17 protein-coding genes are annotated in these 20150 nt (G+C 68.9%); 16 read left to right on the top strand and 1 reads right to left on the bottom strand.

The genetic code is table 11. From position 1 onward, the window contains the following. Positions 1 to 87: 87 nt before the first annotated feature. The 13 genes from ACG04Q_RS18025 (at position 88) to ACG04Q_RS17965 (ending at position 12706) form a co-directional block, all read left to right on the top strand. Complete coding sequence (locus tag ACG04Q_RS18025; protein WP_394512507.1) at positions 88 to 1587, top strand: sigma-54 interaction domain-containing protein; 1500 nt, start codon at positions 88 to 90, stop codon at positions 1585 to 1587. Beyond that, positions 1584 to 1979: a hypothetical protein gene (locus ACG04Q_RS18020; RefSeq protein WP_394512505.1), complete on the top strand. Its 396-nt coding sequence runs from the start codon at positions 1584 to 1586 to the stop codon at positions 1977 to 1979. The genes ACG04Q_RS18025 and ACG04Q_RS18020 overlap by 4 nt, the downstream gene beginning before the upstream one ends. 189 nt (positions 1980 to 2168) lie before the next feature. Continuing rightward, entirely contained in the window at positions 2169 to 3368 is a 1200-nt protein-coding gene (locus tag ACG04Q_RS18015; protein WP_394512503.1) for a substrate-binding domain-containing protein, read from the top strand. Positions 3369 to 3381: 13 nt separating this feature from the next. Further along, entirely contained in the window at positions 3382 to 4125 is a 744-nt protein-coding gene (locus ACG04Q_RS18010; protein ID WP_394512501.1) for an ABC transporter ATP-binding protein, read from the top strand. Positions 4126 to 4265: 140 nt separating this feature from the next. Next, positions 4266 to 4937, top strand: coding sequence for an ABC transporter ATP-binding protein (locus ACG04Q_RS18005; protein WP_394512499.1), 672 nt, complete (start codon positions 4266 to 4268; stop codon positions 4935 to 4937). Further along, positions 4934 to 5962, top strand: a complete 1029-nt coding sequence (locus ACG04Q_RS18000) for a branched-chain amino acid ABC transporter permease (RefSeq protein ID WP_394512497.1) — start codon at positions 4934 to 4936, stop codon at positions 5960 to 5962. The genes ACG04Q_RS18005 and ACG04Q_RS18000 overlap by 4 nt, the downstream gene beginning before the upstream one ends. Then, on the top strand, positions 5959 to 7041 hold the full coding sequence (locus ACG04Q_RS17995; RefSeq protein ID WP_394512495.1) for a branched-chain amino acid ABC transporter permease: 1083 nt from the start codon (positions 5959 to 5961) through the stop codon (positions 7039 to 7041). The genes ACG04Q_RS18000 and ACG04Q_RS17995 overlap by 4 nt, the downstream gene beginning before the upstream one ends. Further along, on the top strand, positions 7038 to 7880 hold the full coding sequence (locus ACG04Q_RS17990) for an alpha/beta fold hydrolase (RefSeq protein WP_394512493.1): 843 nt from the start codon (positions 7038 to 7040) through the stop codon (positions 7878 to 7880). The genes ACG04Q_RS17995 and ACG04Q_RS17990 overlap by 4 nt, the downstream gene beginning before the upstream one ends. A 59-nt stretch (positions 7881 to 7939) precedes the next feature. After that, on the top strand, positions 7940 to 8710 hold the full coding sequence (locus ACG04Q_RS17985; RefSeq protein WP_394512491.1) for an ABC transporter ATP-binding protein: 771 nt from the start codon (positions 7940 to 7942) through the stop codon (positions 8708 to 8710). A gap of 175 nt (positions 8711 to 8885) precedes the next feature. Next, positions 8886 to 9599 carry an ABC transporter ATP-binding protein gene (locus tag ACG04Q_RS17980; protein WP_394512489.1) on the top strand — a complete coding sequence of 238 codons (714 nt, stop codon included), beginning with the start codon at positions 8886 to 8888 and terminating at the stop codon, positions 9597 to 9599. Between the two features lie 25 nt (positions 9600 to 9624). Further along, positions 9625 to 10821: an ABC transporter substrate-binding protein gene (locus tag ACG04Q_RS17975; RefSeq protein WP_394512487.1), complete on the top strand. Its 1197-nt coding sequence runs from the start codon at positions 9625 to 9627 to the stop codon at positions 10819 to 10821. 17 nt (positions 10822 to 10838) lie between these two features. Next, positions 10839 to 11726 carry a branched-chain amino acid ABC transporter permease gene (locus tag ACG04Q_RS17970; protein WP_394512486.1) on the top strand — a complete coding sequence of 296 codons (888 nt, stop codon included), beginning with the start codon at positions 10839 to 10841 and terminating at the stop codon, positions 11724 to 11726. Next, positions 11723 to 12706, top strand: a complete 984-nt coding sequence (locus tag ACG04Q_RS17965; RefSeq protein WP_394512485.1) for a branched-chain amino acid ABC transporter permease — start codon at positions 11723 to 11725, stop codon at positions 12704 to 12706. Before ACG04Q_RS17970 ends, ACG04Q_RS17965 begins: the two co-directional genes overlap by 4 nt. Here the strand turns inward: ACG04Q_RS17965 and ACG04Q_RS17960 are convergent. Beyond that, positions 12639 to 13550, bottom strand: a complete 912-nt coding sequence (locus ACG04Q_RS17960; RefSeq protein WP_394512484.1) for a DMT family transporter — start codon at positions 13548 to 13550, stop codon at positions 12639 to 12641. The two genes, ACG04Q_RS17965 and ACG04Q_RS17960, sit on opposite strands and share 68 nt — an antisense overlap. 101 nt (positions 13551 to 13651) lie before the next feature. Here ACG04Q_RS17960 and ACG04Q_RS17955 point away from each other — a divergent pair, with 101 nt between their 5' ends. From ACG04Q_RS17955 to ACG04Q_RS17945, 3 genes are all read left to right on the top strand, one after another. Beyond that, the gene (locus ACG04Q_RS17955) at positions 13652 to 14545 is read left to right on the top strand and encodes a helix-turn-helix domain-containing protein (protein ID WP_394512483.1); all 894 of its coding nucleotides are present in this window, start codon (positions 13652 to 13654) and stop codon (positions 14543 to 14545) included. A gap of 97 nt (positions 14546 to 14642) precedes the next feature. Continuing rightward, positions 14643 to 14777, top strand: coding sequence for a hypothetical protein (locus ACG04Q_RS17950; RefSeq protein WP_394512482.1), 135 nt, complete (start codon positions 14643 to 14645; stop codon positions 14775 to 14777). Positions 14778 to 14863: 86 nt separating this feature from the next. Next, on the top strand, positions 14864 to 19936 hold the full coding sequence (locus ACG04Q_RS17945; protein WP_394512481.1) for an alpha-2-macroglobulin family protein: 5073 nt from the start codon (positions 14864 to 14866) through the stop codon (positions 19934 to 19936). Positions 19937 to 20150 lie beyond the last annotated feature (214 nt).

The following is a 20150-nucleotide window of genomic DNA, read 5'->3' as shown; positions in this document are numbered from 1 at the left end:
GCCTTCGAGGGCGGCCCGGCGGGTCGCCCTTTTGCTCTTCAGGAGTCGCTTCGGGAGAGGTTGCCGGCGCGGTACATTGCGCCGGCCATGCCGCTGTCCAAATCCCAGACACCCACCGACATCCCGCAGGACGTCGACGGCCTGCTGCGGCTGGCCGCGCAGTCGATGTTCGACGTGCTGGCGCGGTCGACGGAAGGGATGATGGTCATCGACCGCCATCACCGCGTCGTCTGGATCAGCGACGGCTACAAGCGCTTCCTGCCGGCGCTGGGCTTCAGCGACGAGCACGAGTTCGTCGGCAAGCGCGTGGAAGACGTCGTCCCCAACACGCAGATGCTGCAGGTGCTGGAGACCGGCAAGCCGGTGCTGGTGGACTTGCTGACCAACAAGGCCGGCACCTTCCTCGTCAGCCGGCTTCCGTTGAGAAACGACGCCGGCGAGGTCATCGGTGCGTTGGGCCTGGTGCTGCTGGACCACCCCGAGACGACGATGCAGCCGCTGATCCAGAAATTCGCGCGGCTGCAGCAGGAGCTGGAGGACACACGCCGCCAGCTGGCCGCGCAGCGCCGGCCCAAGTACACGATTGCCAGCTTCATCGGCGCCAGCCCCGCGGCACTCGAAGTGAAGCGCCAGGCGCGCCGCGTCGCGCAGACCGATTCCACCGTGCTGCTGCTGGGCGAGACCGGCACCGGCAAGGAGCTGATGGCCCACGCCATCCATTCGGCCTCGCGCCGCGCGCACCGGCCGCTGGTGGGCGTCAACATCGCCGCCGTGCCCGAGACGCTGCTGGAGGCCGAGTTCTTCGGCGTCGCGCCGGGCGCCTACACGGGCGCGGAACGCAAGGGCCGCGATGGCAAGTTCAAGCTGGCCGACGGCGGCACGCTGTTCCTCGACGAGATCGGCGACATGCCGCTGGCGCTGCAGAGCAAGCTGCTGCGCGTGCTGCAGGAGCAGGAGGTGGAACCGCTGGGCAGCAACACGGTGATGCGCGTGGACGTACGCGTCATCGCCGCCACCAGCCGCGACCTGGCCGCCATGGTGGCGGCAGGCACCTTCCGCGCCGACCTGTACTACCGCCTCAACGTGCTGCCCATCCGCGTGCCGGCGCTGCGCGAGCGGCTGGACGACATCGAGGCGCTGGCCGAGGCGCTGGGCGAAGACATCGCCCGCCGCAGCGGCATGCCGCAGAAGCTGCTGAGCCCCGACGCCATCGACTGGCTGATGCAGCAACCCTGGCCCGGCAACATCCGCGAGCTGCGCAACACGCTGGAGCAGGTCAGCCTGATGAGCGACGACATGCAGCTGACGGCGGCGCATTTCCAGGGCGGGCCGGCGTTGCCGCAGGCAGCGGCAGCTGCTGCGCCGGCACCTGCACCGGCGCCGTCGCCTGCCGCGGTGACAACGGCCCAGGCCGTGGCCCCGCTGCCCGAGCTGATCGAGGCGCTGGAGCGCGACGCCATCCGCCGCGCGCTGCAGGCGACCGGCGGCAACCGGATGGCAGCGGCAAGGCTGCTGCAGATTTCGCGGGCTTCGCTGTACGAACGGTTGGCACGCTGGCCGGATTTGGAGCGATCTGCAGAACTATGACGAGCGCCTTCCTAGGTTCTCGCTTCGCCAAGACAGTGGCAACAAGCTTGCTGCTGCCGTTGCTGTTGGCCGTCTCCCGTGTCGCGTACTCATCGATCCCAGACTGGGTTGCGCAGGTCGCGATGCACTGGTTGCTGATGGCCGCACCGCAACTGCCGTTCGTCCTGGTGGGCGGCTCCAGCAAGCGACTCCGGCCTCGAATGTGGATCCCGCTTGCGGCGCTGTGCGCCCTGCTTTTGGTCTACCAAGCGTGGGCGCAATGGTGGGTTCCAGATGGTGAGCGCCACGTGGCGCAGCTGTTCTATGCAACCCTGGCGCTGCCCGTCGCGATGCTGATGATCGCGGCTCAACTCGCTTGGCATCTGCTAGCCAGGATCAGGACGCGCCTCTGAATTTTGTCCAGGTTTCAGACAGCGACTGACCGCCAGACACTCGTCGAACACCCGCAGGCCAAAAACATCGGGACAACCCGCACAAAAACCGCTCCCAGCGCCCCTTCCCCGCCGGGCACGGCCCTTGCAAAAAGGGAAGTTGAACGTCTGCCGACAGAGCAGACCGACAAACTTCAGGAGACAAAGCCCATGCGCCTCACCACGCGCCGCTTCGCCCTCGCGGCCGCCACCTTGACCGCGGCCCTGCCCGGCCTGACGCTGGCCGCCGGCAACGAGATCCGCATCGCCCACGTCTACAGCAAGACCGGCCCGCTGGAGGCCTACGGCAAGCAGACGCAGATCGGGCTGATGATGGGCCTGGACTACGCCACCGGCGGCACGATGACCATCGCGGGCAAGAAGCTCGTCGTCATCGAGAAGGACGACCAGGGCAAGCCCGACGTGGGCAAGAGCCTGCTGGCCGCGGCCTACGGTGACGACAAGGCCGACATCGCCGTGGGCCCGTCGTCCAGCGGCGTGGCGCTGGCCATGCTGCCCGTAGCCGAGGAGTACAAAAAGATCCTGCTGGTGGAGCCCGCCGTGGCCGACTCCATCACCGGCGACAAGTGGAACAAGTACATCTTCCGCACCGGCCGCAACTCGTCGCAGGACGCCATCGGCAATGCCGTGGCCTCCGACATCGCCGGCCTGAACATCGGCATCCTGGCCCAGGACTACGCCTTCGGCCGTGATGCCGTGAAGGCCTACAAGGAAGCGCTGAAGAAGGCGAAGATCGTCCACGAGGAATACCTGCCCACGGCGACGACCGACTTCACCGCCGGCATCCAGCGCCTGGTCGATTCGCTGAAGGACAAGCCGGGCCCGAAGGTCATCGCCGTCGTCTGGGCCGGGGCCACCACGCCCTTCGGCGCACTCGCCGCGCTGGACCTGCAGAAGCGCTACGGCATTGCCGTCGGTTCGGGCGGCAACATCCTGCCGGCCATGACGGCCTACAAGCAGTTCCCCGGCATGGAGGGCGCGACCTATTACTACTTCGGCATCCCGAAGAACCCGGTCAACGAGTGGCTGGTGGCCAACCACTACAAGCAGTTCAAGGCACCGCCCGACTTCTTCACCGCGGGCGGCATGAGCGCCGGCATCGCGCTGGTGGAGGCCCTCAAGAAGACGGCGGGCGACACCACCACCAACAAGCTCATCAAGGCCATGGAGGGCATGAGCTTCGAGACGCCCAAGGGCAAGATGACCTTCCGCGCCGAGGACCACCAGGCGATGCAGTCGATGTACCACTTCCGCATCAAGGCGGACCCGGCCTTCCCGTGGGGCGTGCCGGAGCTGGTGCGAGAGATCAAGCCCGAGGAAATGCAGGTCCCTATCCGCAACAAGCGCTGAACGCGGGCGGCCCGTGCTCGAAACCAAGAACCTGACGATCCGCTTCGGCGGCCACGTGGCCGTCGACGGCGTGTCGTGCGCCTTCCAGCCCGGCACGCTGACGGCCATCGTCGGCCCCAACGGCGCGGGCAAGACGACGTACTTCAACCTGATCTCCGGCCAGTTGCACGCGACCAGTGGCGAGGTGTGGCTGGACGGCGAAAACCTCACCGCGCTCGGTGCCCCGCAGCGCACGCGGCGCGGCCTGGGCCGAGCCTTTCAGCTGACACAGCTGTTCGCCCACCTCACGGTGCTGGAGAACGTGCGGCTGGCCGTGCAGGCGCGGCGCGGGCTGGGCCTGAAGCTGCTGTCGGTGTGGCTGTCGCACCGCGACCTGATCGCCGAGGCCGAGGCCATCTTGAAGCGGGTTCGGCTGGACCACCGCGCCACCGACTTCGCCGCCAGCCTGCCGCACGGCGACCAGCGCAAGCTGGAAGTGGCGATGCTGATCGCCCTGGACCCCAAGGTCTATCTGTTCGACGAGCCGACGGCCGGCATGAGCGTGGACGAGGTGCCCGTGGTGCTGGACCTGATCCGCGCGCTGAAGGCGGAGAAGAAGCACACGCTGCTGCTGGTGGAGCACAAGATGGACGTCGTGCGCGAACTGGCCGACCGCATCATCGTGCTGCACCAGGGCAAGCTCGTCGCCGACGGCGACCCGGCCACCGTCATCGCCTCGCCCATCGTGCAAGAGGCCTACCTCGGGGTGGCGGCATGAGCGCCGGCGCACGGCCGCCCGAAGGCGGCGCTCCCCTCCCTCGGGGAGGTGGTCGCGAAGCGACCGGAGGGTCAACAAGCTCTCTGCTGGCATTGCGCGGTGTTCACACCCACGTCGGGGCGTATCACATCCTGCATGGCGTGGACCTGGACGTTCCCGCCGGGCAGGTGACGATGCTGCTGGGCCGCAACGGCGCCGGCAAGACGAGCACGCTGCGCACGCTGATGGGGCTGTGGACGGCCAGCGCCGGCACGGTGACGTTCAAGGGCGAGGACATCACGAAGCTCGCCACGCCCGACATCGCGTCGCGCGGCATCGCCTACGTGCCCGAGACCATGGGCATCTTCGGCGAGCTGACGGTGGCAGAGAACCTGCTGCTGGCGGCCCGCTCGGCCAAGCGGCTGGCGGACCTGGATGCGGCGCGGCTGGACTGGCTGTTCGGTCTGTTCCCCGCGCTGAAGACCTTCTGGCAGCACCCGGCGGGCAAGCTGAGCGGGGGGCAGAAGCAGATGGTGGCGATTGCCCGCGCGCTGATCGAGCCGCGCGAACTGCTGGTCATCGACGAGCCCAGCAAGGGCCTGGCGCCGGCCATCGTGGAGAACCTGATCGCGGCGCTGCGCGAGCTGAAGAAGACGTCGCAGACGACGGTGCTGCTGGTGGAGCAGAACTTCCGCGTCGCCGCTGAGCTGGGTGATTCGGTGGCCGTCATGGACGACGGGCGGATCGTGCATCGCGGCGCGATGCGAGAGTTGATCGAGGATTCAGGGTTGCAGCAGCGGCTGTTGGGGCTGTCGTTGGGGGCGCATCAATGACCCGTCTCGACAAGCCTTCGGGCTCGCCACCAACCAGAAGTAGCGAGCCCATGAAACTCGACCCCAAACCCATAGCGCTGCTTGCAGCAATCACACTGCTCGCGCTGCCTCTCACCGGCAGCCCCAGCACCTGGCTCAACCTGACGCTGGCCGGCATCGCCATGGGCCTGATCATCTTCGTCATCGCCTCCGGCCTGACGCTGGTGTTCGGCCTGATGGACGTCCTGAACTTCGGCCACGGCGTGTTCATCGCGCTGGGCGCCTTCATGGCCACGACCGTGCTGGCGGCGATGGCGCCGTGGGCCACCAGCCCAGACGTCCTCGCCAACCTGGCAGCCCTCGCGACAGCGTGCCTGGCCGGCATGGCCATCGCCGCCGCCGTGGGCCTGGTGTTCGAGCGCGTGCTGGTGCGGCCCGTCTACGGCCAGCACCTCAAGCAGATCCTCATCACCATGGGCGGCATGATCATCGGCGAGGAGCTGATCAAGGCCAGCTGGGGCGCGCAGATGATCCCGCTGCCGCTGCCCGACGCGCTGCGCGGCATCTTCCTGTTCGGCGACGTGGCGGTGGAGAAGTTCCGTGTGCTGTCCATGCTCATCGGCATCACGGTCCTCATTGCGCTGCTGCTCGTGCTGAACCGCACCAAGATCGGCCTGCTCATCCGCGCCGGCGTGCAGGACCGCGAGATGGTCGAGGCGCTGGGCTACCGCATCAAGCGCCTGTTCGTCGGCGTGTTCGTTGCCGGCTCGGCGCTGGCGGGCCTGGGCGGCGTGCTGTGGGGCCTGGTGCAGCAGGGCGTCACGCCGCAGATCGGCGCGCAGGTGAACCTGCTGCTGTTCATCGTCATCATCATCGGCGGGCTGGGCTCCACGGTGGGCTGCCTGGTGGGCGCGCTGCTCGTCGGGCTGGTGGCCAACTACGTGGGCTTCCTCGCGCCCAAGGCCGCGCTGTTCTCCAACATCGGGCTGATGGTCGCCATCCTGCTGTGGCGCCCGCAAGGCCTCTACCCGGTGGGGGCGAAATGATCCGCGCACTGCTGTCCCACGACCTGCCGCGCAGCCGCATCCTGGCAGCCCTGCTCATCGCCTGCTTCGTTGGCCTGCTCGGTGCGCCGTTCATCTTCCCCGGCACGCAGGCGCTGAACGTCGCAGCCAAGATCCTCGTGTTCATCCTGCTGGTGGCCAGCTACGACCTGCTGCTGGGCTACACCGGCATCGTCAGCTTCGCGCACACGATGTTTGTCGGCATCGGCGCCTACGGCATTGCCATCGCGTCGACACGGCTGGGCCCGGACTGGGCATCGCTCGCCATCGGCTTCGCCGCCGCGCTCGCGCTGAGTGCCGTGCTGGCGCTGGGCATGGGCCTGGCCAGCCTGCGCGTGAAGGCGATCTTCTTCGCGATGATCACGCTGGCGGTCGCGTCGGCCTTCATGACGCTGTGCTCGCAGCTCAGCGACATCACCGGCGGCGAGGACGGGCTGAACTTCCAGCTGCCCGAGGTGCTGCGGCCGTCGACCGAGTTCATGGACGAGCCGTTCCTCGGCGTCATGCTGGACGGCAGGCTGCTGACCTACTACGGGCTGTTCGTCGCCGTCACCGCCCTGATCGCGCTGCTGCTGCGCATCGTCAACTCGCCGTTCGGCCGCGTGCTGCAGGCCATCCGCGAGAACGAGTTCCGCGCCGAGGCCATCGGCTACCGCGTGGTGGTCTACCGCACCGGCGCCAACATGGTCGCCGCGCTGCTGGCCTGCTGCGGCGGCGCGCTGCTGGCGCTGTGGCTGCGCTACACCGGCCCCGAGACGGCGATGAGCATGGAGATCATGCTGGACCTGCTGCTCATCGTCGTCATCGGCGGCATGGGCACGGTTTACGGCGCCGTCATCGGCAGCGTGCTGTTCATCGTCGCGCAGAACTACCTGCAGGCGCTGCTGAAGGGCGCCGGCTCGCTGGTGGACGGCGTGCCGGTGCTGAGCACGCTGGTGTCGCCCGACCGCTGGCTGCTGTGGCTGGGCCTGCTGTTCGTGCTGGCCGTGTACCACTTCCCCGGCGGCATCGTCGGGCGGCTGCGGCTGGCGGCGTGGACGCGAGGGAGAAGCAAAACATGAGATCGCGCTACCTGAACTGCCTGGGTCGCGAGATCCACATCACCGAATGGGGTGACGACGCCGCGCCCACCGTCATCGCCTGGCACGGCCTGGCGCGCACCGGGCGCGACTTCGACGACTTCGCCGCCGCGCTCAGCGCACGCTGGCATGTCGTTTGCCCCGACACCTTAGGCCGCGGCCTGTCGCAGTGGGCGGTGGACCCGGCGCGCGAGTACTGCCTGGCGTTCTACGTGGAGCAGGCCGAGGCGCTGCTGGACCAGCTGGGCCTGCAGAAGGTGCACTGGGTGGGCACGTCCATGGGTGGCGCCATCGGCACGCTGGGCGCGGCAACCAGGCTGCGCGGCCGCATCAAGCGGCTGGTGCTGAACGACAACGGGCCCGAGCTGGCCGCGCCGGCGCTGGCCCGCATCCAGGCCTATGCCGGCCAGCCACCGAGCTTCGCGACGGTCAGCGCGCTGGAGGGCTACTTCCGCGAGATCTACGCGAGCTTCGGTCACCTCAGTGACAGCCAGTGGCGCGCGCTCACCGAACACTCGCTGCGCCGCCTGCCCGACGGCTGCGTGACGCCGCACTACGACCCCGCGCTGGCGCAGCAGTTCGAGCACCACCCCGACGACTACGGCCTGTGGGCGGCGTGGGACCAGCTGGACCTGCCCGTGCTGTGCCTGCGCGGTGAGGACTCGACGCTGCTGACCGCGGAAACAGCGCAGGCCATGCGCGAACGCGGCCCGCGCGCGGCCGTCGCGCTGATCCCTGGCTGCGGCCATGCGCCGGCGCTGAACACCCCCGAGCAGATCGGCCTCATCGAACGTTTCTTGTCGGCAGACCAAACCCCGTGAATGCCCGTAAGCCAGCGTCATGGCTGAAGCCCTAGAGTCGCAGCGCAACCGGTACGTCCATGAGCGAATTCATTCTCGAGACGCAGGACCTGACGAAGGAGTTCAAGGGCTTCACCGCCGTGGACGCCGTCAACCTGCAGGTGCGGCGCGGCCACATCCACGCGCTGCTGGGCCCCAACGGCGCCGGCAAGACGACCTGCTTCAACCTGCTCACCAAGTTCCTCACGCCGACGCGCGGCCGCATCGTGCTCGCTGGCGCCGACATCACGGGTGAGACCTCCGCGCAGATCGCACGCCGGGGCGTGATCCGCTCGTTTCAGATCTCGGCCGTGTTCCCGCACCTGACGGTGCTGGAAAACGTGCGCATCGGCCTGCAGCGCTTCACCGGCACGAGCTTCCATTTCTGGAAGGGGCTCACGGGCCTGAAGACGCTGGACGCCAAGGTGCTGTCGCTGCTGGAGCTGGTGGACCTGCGTGACATGGCGCATTTGAAGGCTGGAGACCTGCCCTATGGCCGCAAGCGTGCGCTGGAGATCGCCACCACGATGGCCATGGAGCCGCAGCTGATGCTGCTGGACGAGCCGACGCAGGGCATGGGCCATGAGGACGTGGACCGCGTCACCGCCCTCATCAAGCGCGTGGCCGAGGGCCGCACCGTGCTGATGGTGGAGCACAACATGAAGGTGGTGGCGAGCATCGCCGACCGCATCACGGTGCTGGCGCGGGGCGCGGTGCTGGCCGAGGGCGACTATGCGACGGTGTCGAAGCATCCGGCGGTGCTGGAGGCTTATATGGGCACTGAGGCGACTGAGTTGGTGGGGGCGCATTGATGATGCTGGCTGCTGGCTCGGTACTTCTGCTTGGTGGCCCGTGTGGTGCCGGGAGTCCGCCCCGGCGGGCGGGTAACTTTCTTCTGCAGGGCCAGAAGAAAGTTACCGCGCTGCCGGGCGCGCATCCCGGCACGACATTCCCCGTCAACCTGAAGTACCGAGCGAGCTAACGCACATGGCAACGCCCGCACTCGAAATCCAGAACCTCCACGCCTGGTACGGCGAGAGCCACATCCTGCACGGCATCAACCTCAGCGTTCAGCCCGGCCAGGTCGTCACCCTGCTGGGCCGCAACGGCGCCGGCCGCACGACGACGCTGCGCGCCATCATGGGCCTGACCGGCGCGCGCAAGGGCTCCATCAAGGTCCACGGTGACGAAACCATCGGCCTGGCCACCCACCGCATCGCCAACCTCGGCATCGGCTACTGCCCCGAAGAGCGCGGCATCTTCGCCAGCCTGACCACTGAAGAGAACCTGCGCCTGCCGCCGCTGCTGAAGGCCCGCCGCGGCAAGGTCATGAGCGAGACCGAGATCTACGCGATGTTTCCCAACCTCGCGGAGCGTCGCAACAGCCCCGGCACGCGGCTGTCGGGCGGTGAGCAGCAGATGCTGGCCGTGGCGCGCATCCTGCGCACGGGGGCCGACATCCTGCTGCTGGACGAGATCTCCGAAGGCCTGGCCCCCGTCATCGTCCAGGCCCTGGCCCGCATGATCCGCGCGCTGAAGAGCCAGGGCTTCACCATCGTCATGGTGGAGCAGAACTTCCGCTTCGCCGCGCCACTGGCCGACCACTTCATCGTCATCGAGCACGGCGAAGTCGTGCTGTCCTTCCCTGCTGCCGACCTGCCCGCCCACCAGGCGCAGATGGACGAGCTGCTCAGCGTCTGACCCCACACCCCACTGGAGACAAACCATGAAGAAGACCCTCATCGCCACCGCGCTCGTCACCGCCGGCTTCGCCGCCCAGGCCCAGATCTCCGGCGACGTCATCAAGATCGGCTTCCTGACCGACATGTCCAGCGTGTACGCCGACATCGACGGCGCCGGCGGCGTGGAGGCCCTCAAGATGGCCATCGCCGACATGAAGGGCATGGCCGCCGGCAAGAAGATCGAACTGATCTTTGCCGACCACCAGAACAAGGCCGACGTCGCCTCGGCCAAGGCCCGCGAGTGGATCGACACGCAGGGGCTGGACCTGCTGATCGGCGGCACCAACTCCGGCGCCAACCTGGCCATGGCCACCGTGGCCGCCGAGAAGAAGCGCCCCTTCATCTCCATCGGCGCCGGCAGCTCTGCGCTGACCAACGCCAACTGCACGCCCTACACCATCCACTACGCCTACGACACCGTCGCGCTGGCCAACGGCACCGGCGGCGCGGTCACCAAGGCGGGCGGCAAGAACTGGTACTTCCTGACCGCCGACTACGCCTTCGGCCAGGCCCTGCAGGCCGACACCACGGCCGTCGTGCAGAAGAACGGCGGCACCGTGAAGGGCAGCGTCAAGCACCCGCTGAACGCCAGCGACTTCTCCAGCTTCCTGCTGCAGGCGCAGGGCTCCGGCGCGCAGATCCTGGGCCTGGCCAATGCCGGCGGTGACACCATCAACGCCATCAAGGCCGCCAACGAGTTCGGCATCACCAAGGGCATGAAGCTCGCGGGCCTGCTGATGTTCATCAACGACGTGCACTCGCTGGGCCTGAAGACCACCGAGGGCATGTACCTGACCGACAGCTGGTACTGGAACCAGAGCCCGGAGGCCCGCGCCTGGAGCCGCCGCTTCTTCGAGAAGATGAAGCGCATGCCGTCGTCGCTGCAGGCGGCGGACTACTCCGCCGTCACGCACTACCTGAAGGCCGTCGATGCCTTGAAGAGCGATGACGCCGACAAGGTGGTGGCCAAGATGAAGGACACGCCCATCAACGACTTCTACACCAAGGGCACCATCCGCAAGGAAGACGGCCGCGGCATCCACGACATGTTCCTGATGCAGGTGAAGTCGGTGAAGGAATCCACCGAGCCGTGGGACTACTACAAGGTCGTCGCCAAGATCCCGGGCGAGGAAGCGTTCACGAAGCTGGCCGACAGCAAGTGCCCGCTGGTGAAGAAGTGACCTCCTGAGTCGGCGCGATGACTGAGATCTTCGGTATTCCCCTGCCGGCCCTGCTGGGCCAGCTGCTGCTGGGCCTCGTCAACGGCTCGTTCTACGCGATGCTGTCGCTGGGCCTGGCCGTCATCTTCGGCATGCTCAACATCATCAACTTCGCCCACGGGGCGTTGTACATGATGGGGGCCTTCTTCGCCTGGATGGGGCTGGAATACCTGGGCCTGAACTACTGGGTCATGCTCGGTCTCGCGCCGCTCGCGGTGGGCCTCATCGGCATCGTCATCGAGCGCACGATGCTGCAGTGGCTCTACAAGCTGGACCACCTCTACGGCCTGCTGCTGACCTTCGGCATCACGCTGGTCATCGAGGGCGTGTTCCGCTCCGTCTATGGCGTCTCGGGCCAGCCCTACCAGGTGCCCGAGCTGCTTACGGGCGCCACCAACCTCGGCTTCATGATCCTGCCCAACTACCGGGCCTGGGTGGTCGTCGCGTCGCTGGTCGTCTGCTTTGCCGTGTGGGCGCTGATCGAGAAGACGTCGCTCGGCGCCAAGCTGCGCGCCGGCACCGAGAACCCCAAGCTCGTGCAGGCCTTCGGCATCAACGTGCCCGCGATGGTGACGCTGACCTACGCCGGCGGCGTGGCGCTGGCGGCGTTCGCGGGCGTGCTGGCCGCGCCCATCCTGCAGGTGTCGGCGCTGATGGGCAGCAACCTCATCATCGTGGTGTTCGCCGTCGTCGTCATCGGCGGCATGGGCTCCATTCTCGGCTCCATCCTGACCGGGCTGGGGCTGGGCATCGTGGAGGGGCTGACCAAGGTGTTCTACCCCGAGGCGTCCAACACGGTCGTGTTCGTCGTCATGGCCATCGTGCTTCTGGTTCGCCCCGCGGGCCTCTTCGGTAAAGAGAAATGAACAAGAAGCTCGTCGGCTACATCGCGCTGTTCGCCGGCATCGGCATCCTGCCGCTGCTGGGCGCCTACCCCGTCTTCGTCATGAAGGTGCTGTGCTACGCGCTGTTCGCGTGCGCCTTCAACCTGCTGGTGGGCTTCACGGGCCTGCTGTCGTTCGGCCACGCGGCCTTCCTGGGCACGGCGGCCTACGTGACCGGCCATGCGCTCAAGGTCTGGGGCCTGCCCACGCCGGTGGGCATCCTGGTCGGCATGGCCGGCGCCGCGGGCGTGGGGCTGGTGTTCGGGCTGCTGGCCATCCGCCGCTCGGGCATCTACTTCTCGATGATCACGCTGGCGCTGGCGCAGATGCTGTACTTCTTCTTCCTGCAGGCGCCGTTCACCGGCGGGGAAGACGGCCTGCAAAGCGTGCCGCGCGGCCACTTCCTCGGCCTCGATCTCACCAGCGACATGACGCTGTTCTACGTCGTGCTGGGCCTGTTCATCGCCGCGTTCTGGCTCATCTACCGCATCGTCCATTCGCCGTTCGGCCAGGTGCTCACCAGCATCCGCGAGAACGAGGCACGCGCCACGTCGCTGGGCTATGACACGGCGCACTTCAAGCTGCTGGCCTTCGTGCTGTCCGCCGCGCTGGCCGGCCTGGCCGGTGCGACGAAGACGCTGGTGCTGGGCTTCGCGACGCTGACCGACGCGATCTGGACCACCTCCGGCCTCGTCATCCTGATGACGCTGGTGGGCGGCATGGGCACGCTGGTGGGCCCCATGGTCGGTGCGCTGGTCATCATCGCGCTGGAGAACAAGATCGGCGACTTCGGCAACTGGCTGGGCGAGCTGACCGGCATCGCCTGGTTCAACAGCCTGGGCGAATCGGTCAGCCTCGTCACCGGGCTGATCTTCATCGTCTGCGTGCTGGCCTTCAGGCGCGGGCTGGTGGGTGAGGCGATGGCGCTGCTGGAACGGAAGCCGAAGGCGTCTTCTTCCTGAACACCAGCACGTTGCCCGCCATCACGAGCAGCAGGCCGATCAAGGCCGGCGCCGTCCACCGGTAGCCCTCCGCCCAGGCCGACACGTTCAGCGCGACGACCGGGAACAGCACCGTGCTGTAGGCCGCGCGCTCCGGGCCCAGCCGCCCCACCAGCGTCAGGTAGGCCGTGAAGCCGATGACGGAGCCGGGAATGGCGAGGTACAGCAGCGCGCCGACGTAGCGCGCGCTCACGTCGAACGCGAACGGCACGCCGGCCGCCAGCGCGTAACCGGTCAGGATGGCCGTGCCCACCGCCATGCCCCAGGCGTTGGTCTGCACCGGCTTCAGCCCCTCTTTCTGCAGCGCGGCGGACAGCAGGTTGCCGGTGGAGAAGCACAGCGTGCCGCCCAGCGCCCAGGCCAGGCCGGCCGCGGTGGCATGCCCACCGCGGATCTCGGGCCAGAACAGCAGCACCAGCCCGCTGAGCCCGAACGCCCCGCCGGCCAGCACCTGCGGCGCGATGGCGCGGCCGTGCACCACGCGCGCCAGCAACGCGTTCCACAGCGCCGCGCTGGAGAACACCACGGCCACCAGCCCGCTGGCCACCGTCTGGCTGGCGTTCAGGAAGCAGACGAAGTTCAGGCAGAACAGGCACAGCCCCTGCGCCAGCACCCAGCCCAGCGCCTTGCCGCGCGGCACCACCCACTGACGACGCCATGCCAGCCAGGCGAACAGCACCACCGCCGCCAGCCCGAACCGGTAGGCAATCGACAGTGCAATCGGCACCGCACCCAGCTGCCACTTCAGGGCAATCCATGTGGTGCCCCAGATCAGCACCACCAACGCATACAACACAGCAGTCATGCCGCCATGGTGGCCGGCACGCTGGCCGCGCAATTGCACATTCCTGCGCTTCCTTGCGCTGCGGTGCACCGCCCGCCGCAACGGCGCCCTAGCATCACGGCATGGCTGCCGACCTGACCGCCCACGCCACCGCCGACCAGCCCGTCTTCGACGTGCTCGGCCGCTCCAGCGCCCGCCGCGAGCGGGAACTGGCGCTGGGCCACGGGCTGCGCCTGGTGCAATGGCACAACCACGGCGGCCGCATGGACTACCAGCGACCGGGCCACCACACGCTGTCGGTCTACCTGCAGGGCGGGCACAGCACCCACCTCGTCGAGACGCCGCGCGACACCGGCCGCCCCGGCTGCCACTGCATCCTGCCGGCCGAGCACGAGTCGCGCTGGAACGTGGCCGGCCCGCTGCGCTTCGTGCACCTGTACCTGTCGCCCAGCGCCTGGGCCGACCGCGCCGTGCGGCTGCTGGACGCCGAGCCGCGCGCCCTCACACTGGCGCAGCGCATCTTTGGCGAAGACGCCACGCTGGCCGCCTGGGCCCAGGGCGTCGCCGCGCGGGACTGGCGCGACCCGACCGAACGCCTGCGCATCGACGCGCTGAGCCAGGCCGCGCTGGACCACCTCGTGCTGCAGGCGGCGCAACCACGCCAACGCCAGCGGGCCGAGCGTTCGGCCGGCGGGCTCTCCAGCACGGCGCGCCGGCGCGTGCTGGCCTTCGTCGACGCGCACCTGGACAGCGCCGACCTCAGCCTGCCCCGGCTGGCGGCCCAGGCGAACCTGTCGGAGTTCCACTTCGCCCGCATGTTCCGCGCCTCCATGGGCTGCACGGTGCACGACTGGGTGGCCGCGCGCCGGCTGGACCGCGCCCGCGCGCTGCTGCGCGAGACGCGCCTGCCGCTGGCCGACATCGCCGCTGCCTGCGGCTACGCCGGGGCCAGCCACCTGAGCCGCCACGTGAAGGCGGCCACCGGCGCCACGCCCGGCCAGTGGCGCGCCGGCTGAGGCGGCGCCCGCGCTGTCGACTGCTGCCAACACGCCGTCAGCATTCACTTGCGAGTTAGGGGGCGCGCGCAACGCCACCATGGCTCACTATCGACCCATGGCCACGTCCGCCCGCTTCAAGTTCACCGCCACGCTGCTCGTGTCGGTGCTGGGCTTCGTGCTGGCGCTGGTGGTGCTGCCCGCCAGCGACCTGCTGGACGAGCCGCTGGCGATGCAGACGCCGCAGCGCTGAGCCGCCTCCCCAACTTGGGGAATTTCTCCGCCCAGATCCGTCGCTGAGCCTCCCTACACTCGCCGCGCACTCAGCGGAGGAACGGGATGGCATCCAGGCTTGTACAGGGCGCGATTGCGGCCGTGGTCGTGGCGGCGGCGGCAGCCGGCGGTTGGTGGGCCACCCACCGCTCACCCGCCCTGCCCAGCAGCGCCGAGATCGGCGCCGAGGAAGCGGCCTTCGCCTTCACCGAGTGCAAGGCGCGGCTGCTGGACGGCTCGCCGGCCATCGCCGTCATGTTCACGCAGGCGCTGGACCGCCGGCAGGACTTCGGCGCGCTACTGACCGCCGCCGAGGGCACGCCCGGCAGACGGGCTGACCCCGACGACCCGTCCTCCAAGGCCACGCCCGCCGACCCGGCCAGCTTCAAGCCGCTGGCCGCCCGCTGGGTGCTGGGCGACAACCCGCGCGTGCTGTACCTGCCCTACGTGACGCCGGACCGCGCCTACCGCATCACGATGAAGGCCGAGCTGGCCTCGCACTCGGGCAACAAGCTCGCCACGGCGCAGACCTGCGACGCCGCCAGCGAGGCCATGCCGGCCAGCTTCTACTTCGCCAGCAAGGGCCTCGTGCTGCCGGCCGGGCAGAACGGCGGCCTGCCCGTCGTCAGCATCAACACGCCCGAGGTGGACGTGCAGTTCCTGCGCGTGAAGCCGGCGTCGCTGCCGGCCTTCCTGGAGCAGGTGGGCGGCCGGCGCGACCGGCCTGCCCGCACCGGCAGTGACGAGGACGGCGAGTACTACTACGACGGCTACGGCGACAGCCAGCGCCGCCTGCGCGGCACCGTGGGCGGCTGGGCGCTGGACGAGCTGCGCGCAATGACCGACAGCGTCTACATCACCCGCTTCAAGACCGACGAGCGGCCCAACCGCCGCAACGTCAGCTTCCTGCCCGTCGAGAAGATCAAGGCGCTGCAGGAGCCCGGCATCTACATCGCCGTGATGAGCCAGCCCGGCCGATTCGGCTGGGACTACCAGGTCACGCACTACTACGTGACCGACATCGGCCTGCATCTGCGCCGCCATGCCGCGCAGCTGGACGTGTTCACGACGTCGCTGAAGAGCGGCAAGGCGCAGAGCGGCATCGAGCTCAGCCTCGTCGACGAGGCCGGCAAGGCGCTGGCCCAGGCGCAGACGGACAGTGACGGTCATGCCGTGTTCACCGGCAGCAGCGACAAGGCCCGCGCCGTGCTGGCGAAGAAGGGCAGCGAGATGTCCGTGCTGTCGCTGCGCGACGCGGCGCTGGACCTGAGCGAGTTCGACGCCACCGGCCACCCGTCGCGCAGCAACAAGCTGTTCGTCTACGCCGGCCGCGACCTGTACCGGCCCGGCGAGACCTTCAACGTGTCCGTGCTGTCGCGCGACGCCGACGGCCGCGTGCCGGCCAAGCTGCTGCCGCTGACGCTGACCATCAAGAAGCCCGACGGCAGCAAGCTCGCCGAGCAGCTGGTGCAACCGCACAAGACGGGTCAGGGCTACTTCCAGCACGCCATCGCGCTGCCGGCCGACGCGCCCACCGGCGGCTGGACGCTGCAGGCCCGCGTGGACCCGGCCGCCAAGACCCCCGACGCGCAATGGGCCTTCAAGGTCGAGGAGTTCCTGCCCGAGCGCATGAAGCTCACGCTGACCGCGCCCGACGCGGCGCTGCTGGGCGACGTTAACCTGCCCGTGCAGGTGCAGGGCGACTACCTCTACGGCGCGCCCGCCGCCGGCAACCGCCTGCAGGCCACCGTGTCGACCGAGCGCCTCGCCAACCCGCTGGGCCAGAAGCTGCCCGGCTTCCTGTTCGGCGACTTCGCCGACGACAAGGCCCGCTCGCGCCAGGACCAGCCCGAGCAGGAGCTGGACGCCGACGGCAAGGCCGAGGTGGCGCTGACGGCCAACCTGGCCGAGCGCCACTCGCCGATGCGCGTGCGCGGCGCCTTCAGCCTGCTGGAGAGCGGCGGCCGGCCGGTGGTGCGCAGCCTGGAGCGCACCTGGTGGCCGGCACCGGCGCTCGTGGCCGTGCGCCCGCTGTTCGACCGCAACGTTGCGCCCGAGGGCGGCCTGGCCGGCTTCGAGATCGTGCGGGTCGACCCCACCGGCGCCTTCAAGCCGGCCAAGGACCTGAAGCTCACGCTCACCTACGAGGAGCGCAACTGGTACTGGCGCTATGACGACGGCCGCGGCTGGCACTCCGGCTTCAACACGACGGACGAGCTCGTCGAGGCCCGCGCGCTGAAGCTGGCCGCCAAGACCACCGTCAACCTGCCGGTGAAGTGGGGCCGCTACCGCCTGGAGATCGAGGACCCCGACACCAAGCAGACGCTGCGCTACGCCTTCTATGCCGGCTACGGCGCGCAGGACGCTGACGACCTCGGCAACCGCCCCGACCGCGTGCAGCTGCAGTTGAAGGGCGCGCCGTTCAAGCCCGGCGACACGGCCAGGCTGACCATCAAGCCGCCGCACGACGGCGAGGCCGTGGTGACCGTGGAAGGCGACAAGGTGCTGTGGAGCAAGCGCGTTGGCGTGAAGGCCGCGGGCACGGAGCTGGACATTCCGGTCGATGCCGCCTGGGCGCGCAACGACCTGTACGTCACCGTCGCCGCCTTCCGCCCCGGCAGCCAGGGCGACCGCGTGACGCCGGCCCGTGCGCTGGGCCTGGTGCACCTGCCGCTGAACCGGGAGGACCGCAAGCTGAAGGTGGCGCTGGAAGCGCCCGCCAAGACGCAGCCGTCCACGGCGCTGCCGATCAAGGTCAAGGTGCCGCAGTTGGCGGGCAAGCCGGCCATCGTCACGGTGTCGGCGGTCGACGTCGGCATCCTGAACATCACCAACTTCAAGACGCCCGACCCGGCCGACTTCTTCTTCGGCAAGCACCGCTACGGCGCCGACATCCTGGACCTCTACGGCCGCCTGATCGAGAAGATGGACGGCAACACCGCGCAGCAGCGCTTCGGCGGCGACGCCGGCAAGCGCGACACGCAGAGCATGCCGCGCAAGCTGCTGCTGGTGGACCTGTTCAGCGGCCCGGTCGCGCTGGACGCCAAGGGCGAGGCTGTCATCAGCGTCAAGCTGCCGGACTTCAACGGCACGCTGCGGCTGATGGCCGTCGTGTCGAGCGCCGACAGCTACGGCAGCACGCAGGCCGAGACCGTCGTCGCAGCTCCCTTGGTGGCCGAGCTGAACCTGCCGCGCTTCATCGCGCCGGGCGACAAGGCGACCATCGCGCTGGACGTGACCAACCTCAGCGGCGCGCCGCAGGAGGTCAAGATCGCGTTGAGCGCCAGTGGCCCCGTGCGCATCACCGGCGCGGCCGAGAGCGTGAAGCTCGCCGACAAGCAGCGCCAGATCCTGCGCTTCCAGGCCGAGGCACTGGACGCCTACGGCCTGGCGCCGATCAAGCTGACCGTCAGCGCCGGCACGCTGAGCCTGGTGCGCGAGGCGGCGCTGCAGGTGCAGCCCGTCACGCCGCTGACGCGCGAGAGCCGCCGCATCCGCATCGAGCCCGGCGCCACGCAGACCGTCGACAAGGCGCTGCTGGACGCCTACTGGAGCGGCTCCGCCACGCTGGGCTTGAGCGTCTCCAACACGCCGCCCATCGACATCAAGGACCAGGTCAAGGGCTTGCTGATGTACCCCTACGGCTGCCTGGAGCAGACGACGTCCAGCGCCTACCCACTGGTCTTCATCGACGACGAGGCCGCCAGGCGCTGGGGCCTGACCCCGGTGCCGCGCGAGGAACGCGCCAAGCGGCTGGAAGGCGCCTTCGCCCGCCTCGCCGGCATGCAGCAGGCCCGCGGCGGCTACGGTCTGTGGGCCGCCAGCAGCCCCTACGAGGGCTGGCTGAGCGCCTACGTCACCGGCTTCCTGCAAGACGCGCGCGACGCCGGCTTCGCCGTGCCCGAGGCGCAGCTGAAGAAGTCGCTGGAGAACCTGACCGAGCAGTTCCAGCGCAGCCCTGGCCAGCAGACCACGCCACCCAAGGAGCCGCGCCGCAACGACAAGGGCGCCATTGCCGACTACCGCGACGCCGAGCTGCTGCGCATCGCGCACCAGCGGTTTGCGGAAGCGGCGCACGCCGGCTACATCCTGGCCCGCGAGCAGAAGGCGCCGCTGGCCACGCTGCGCACGCTGCACGACCAGCACCGCGCCAACGCGCTGTCGCCGCTGCCGCTGGTACAGCTGTCGCTGGCGCTGAAGGCCATGGGTGACGAGGCCCGCGCCAAGGCGGCGCTGGACGACGCGATGACGCGCGGCTACGGCTACCAGCCGGACGACGGGTACTGGGGCCAGTGGCTGGGCGACTACGGCTCGCGCATCCGCGACCGCGCGCTGGCCTACGCGCTGCTGCTGCGCCACAAGGTCCAGCACGACAAGCGCGAGAACCTGCTGTTCGACCTGGCCGACGATTTCGGGCGCCGCAACTACTACTCCACGCAGGAGCGCCTGGCGCTGTTCCTCGCCGTGCAGGCCGCCACCAACGGCGCTGTGAAGGACGACGGCTGGAAGACGACGCTGGCCGTCGGCGCCAAGAGCGACGCGTGGACCGGCAGGGGCACCGGCCAGCAGAGCTTCGACGTCGCGCAGCTGAAGTCTGGCCTGGCGCTGAAGAACGACGGCGACAAGCCGCTGTACCTGGACGTCACGGCCCAGGGCTACCCGGTCAAGCCACCGACGCCCAGCGCCGAGCGCATCAGCGTGGAACGAGCGATGTTCACGACCGCCGGCACGCCGGTCACGGCACGGCAGTTCACGACCGGCGAGATGTTCATCGTGCGCCTGCGCGTGAAGGCGGCGCAGCAGATCAAGGACGGCCTGGTGGTGGACCGCATCCCGGCCGGCTTCGAGATCGAGAACCTCAACCTCAGCCAGGGCCCGCAGGCCGGCGAGTTCACGGTGGACGGCGTCAACGTGGCGCGGGCCAATGCCAACGAGCGCATCGTCCACACCGAGTACCGCGACGACCGCTTCGTGGCCGCGGCCCAGCTGGGGCAGCCGCTGGACCTGTTCTACCTGGTGCGCGTGGTAACGCCGGGCCGGTACGTGGTGCCGGCGACGTTTGCGGAGGATATGTATCGGGCGGAGATTCGCGGTGTTGGCAAGCCGGAGGGGGAGATTGTTGTGGTGGACAAGAAGTGACTCTTGTGCGGCGCTGGTCGCCGGAAGAACGCCCGCTCCGGGAGGTGATCCGGGGCGACTGCGGAGATCTATTGGATGGGTCTTAGATTCAAGACCTGACTGTCGACCCAGGAGCTTCGATGGAAGCCGCCATGGATCAAGCCGTATGCGCGTACCGCGGCCGAAACTTCTCCGTCAGCCCTCAATCGGCCAGACAGACCTTCCGCTCGGAGCC

It is taken from the genome of Pelomonas lactea (assembly GCF_043555885.1).
Taxonomy (GTDB): Bacteria; Pseudomonadota; Gammaproteobacteria; order Burkholderiales; family Burkholderiaceae_C; genus Pelomonas; species Pelomonas lactea.
Note: the sequence above shows the minus strand (reverse complement) of the source record. Positions and strands in the feature narration are given on the sequence as shown.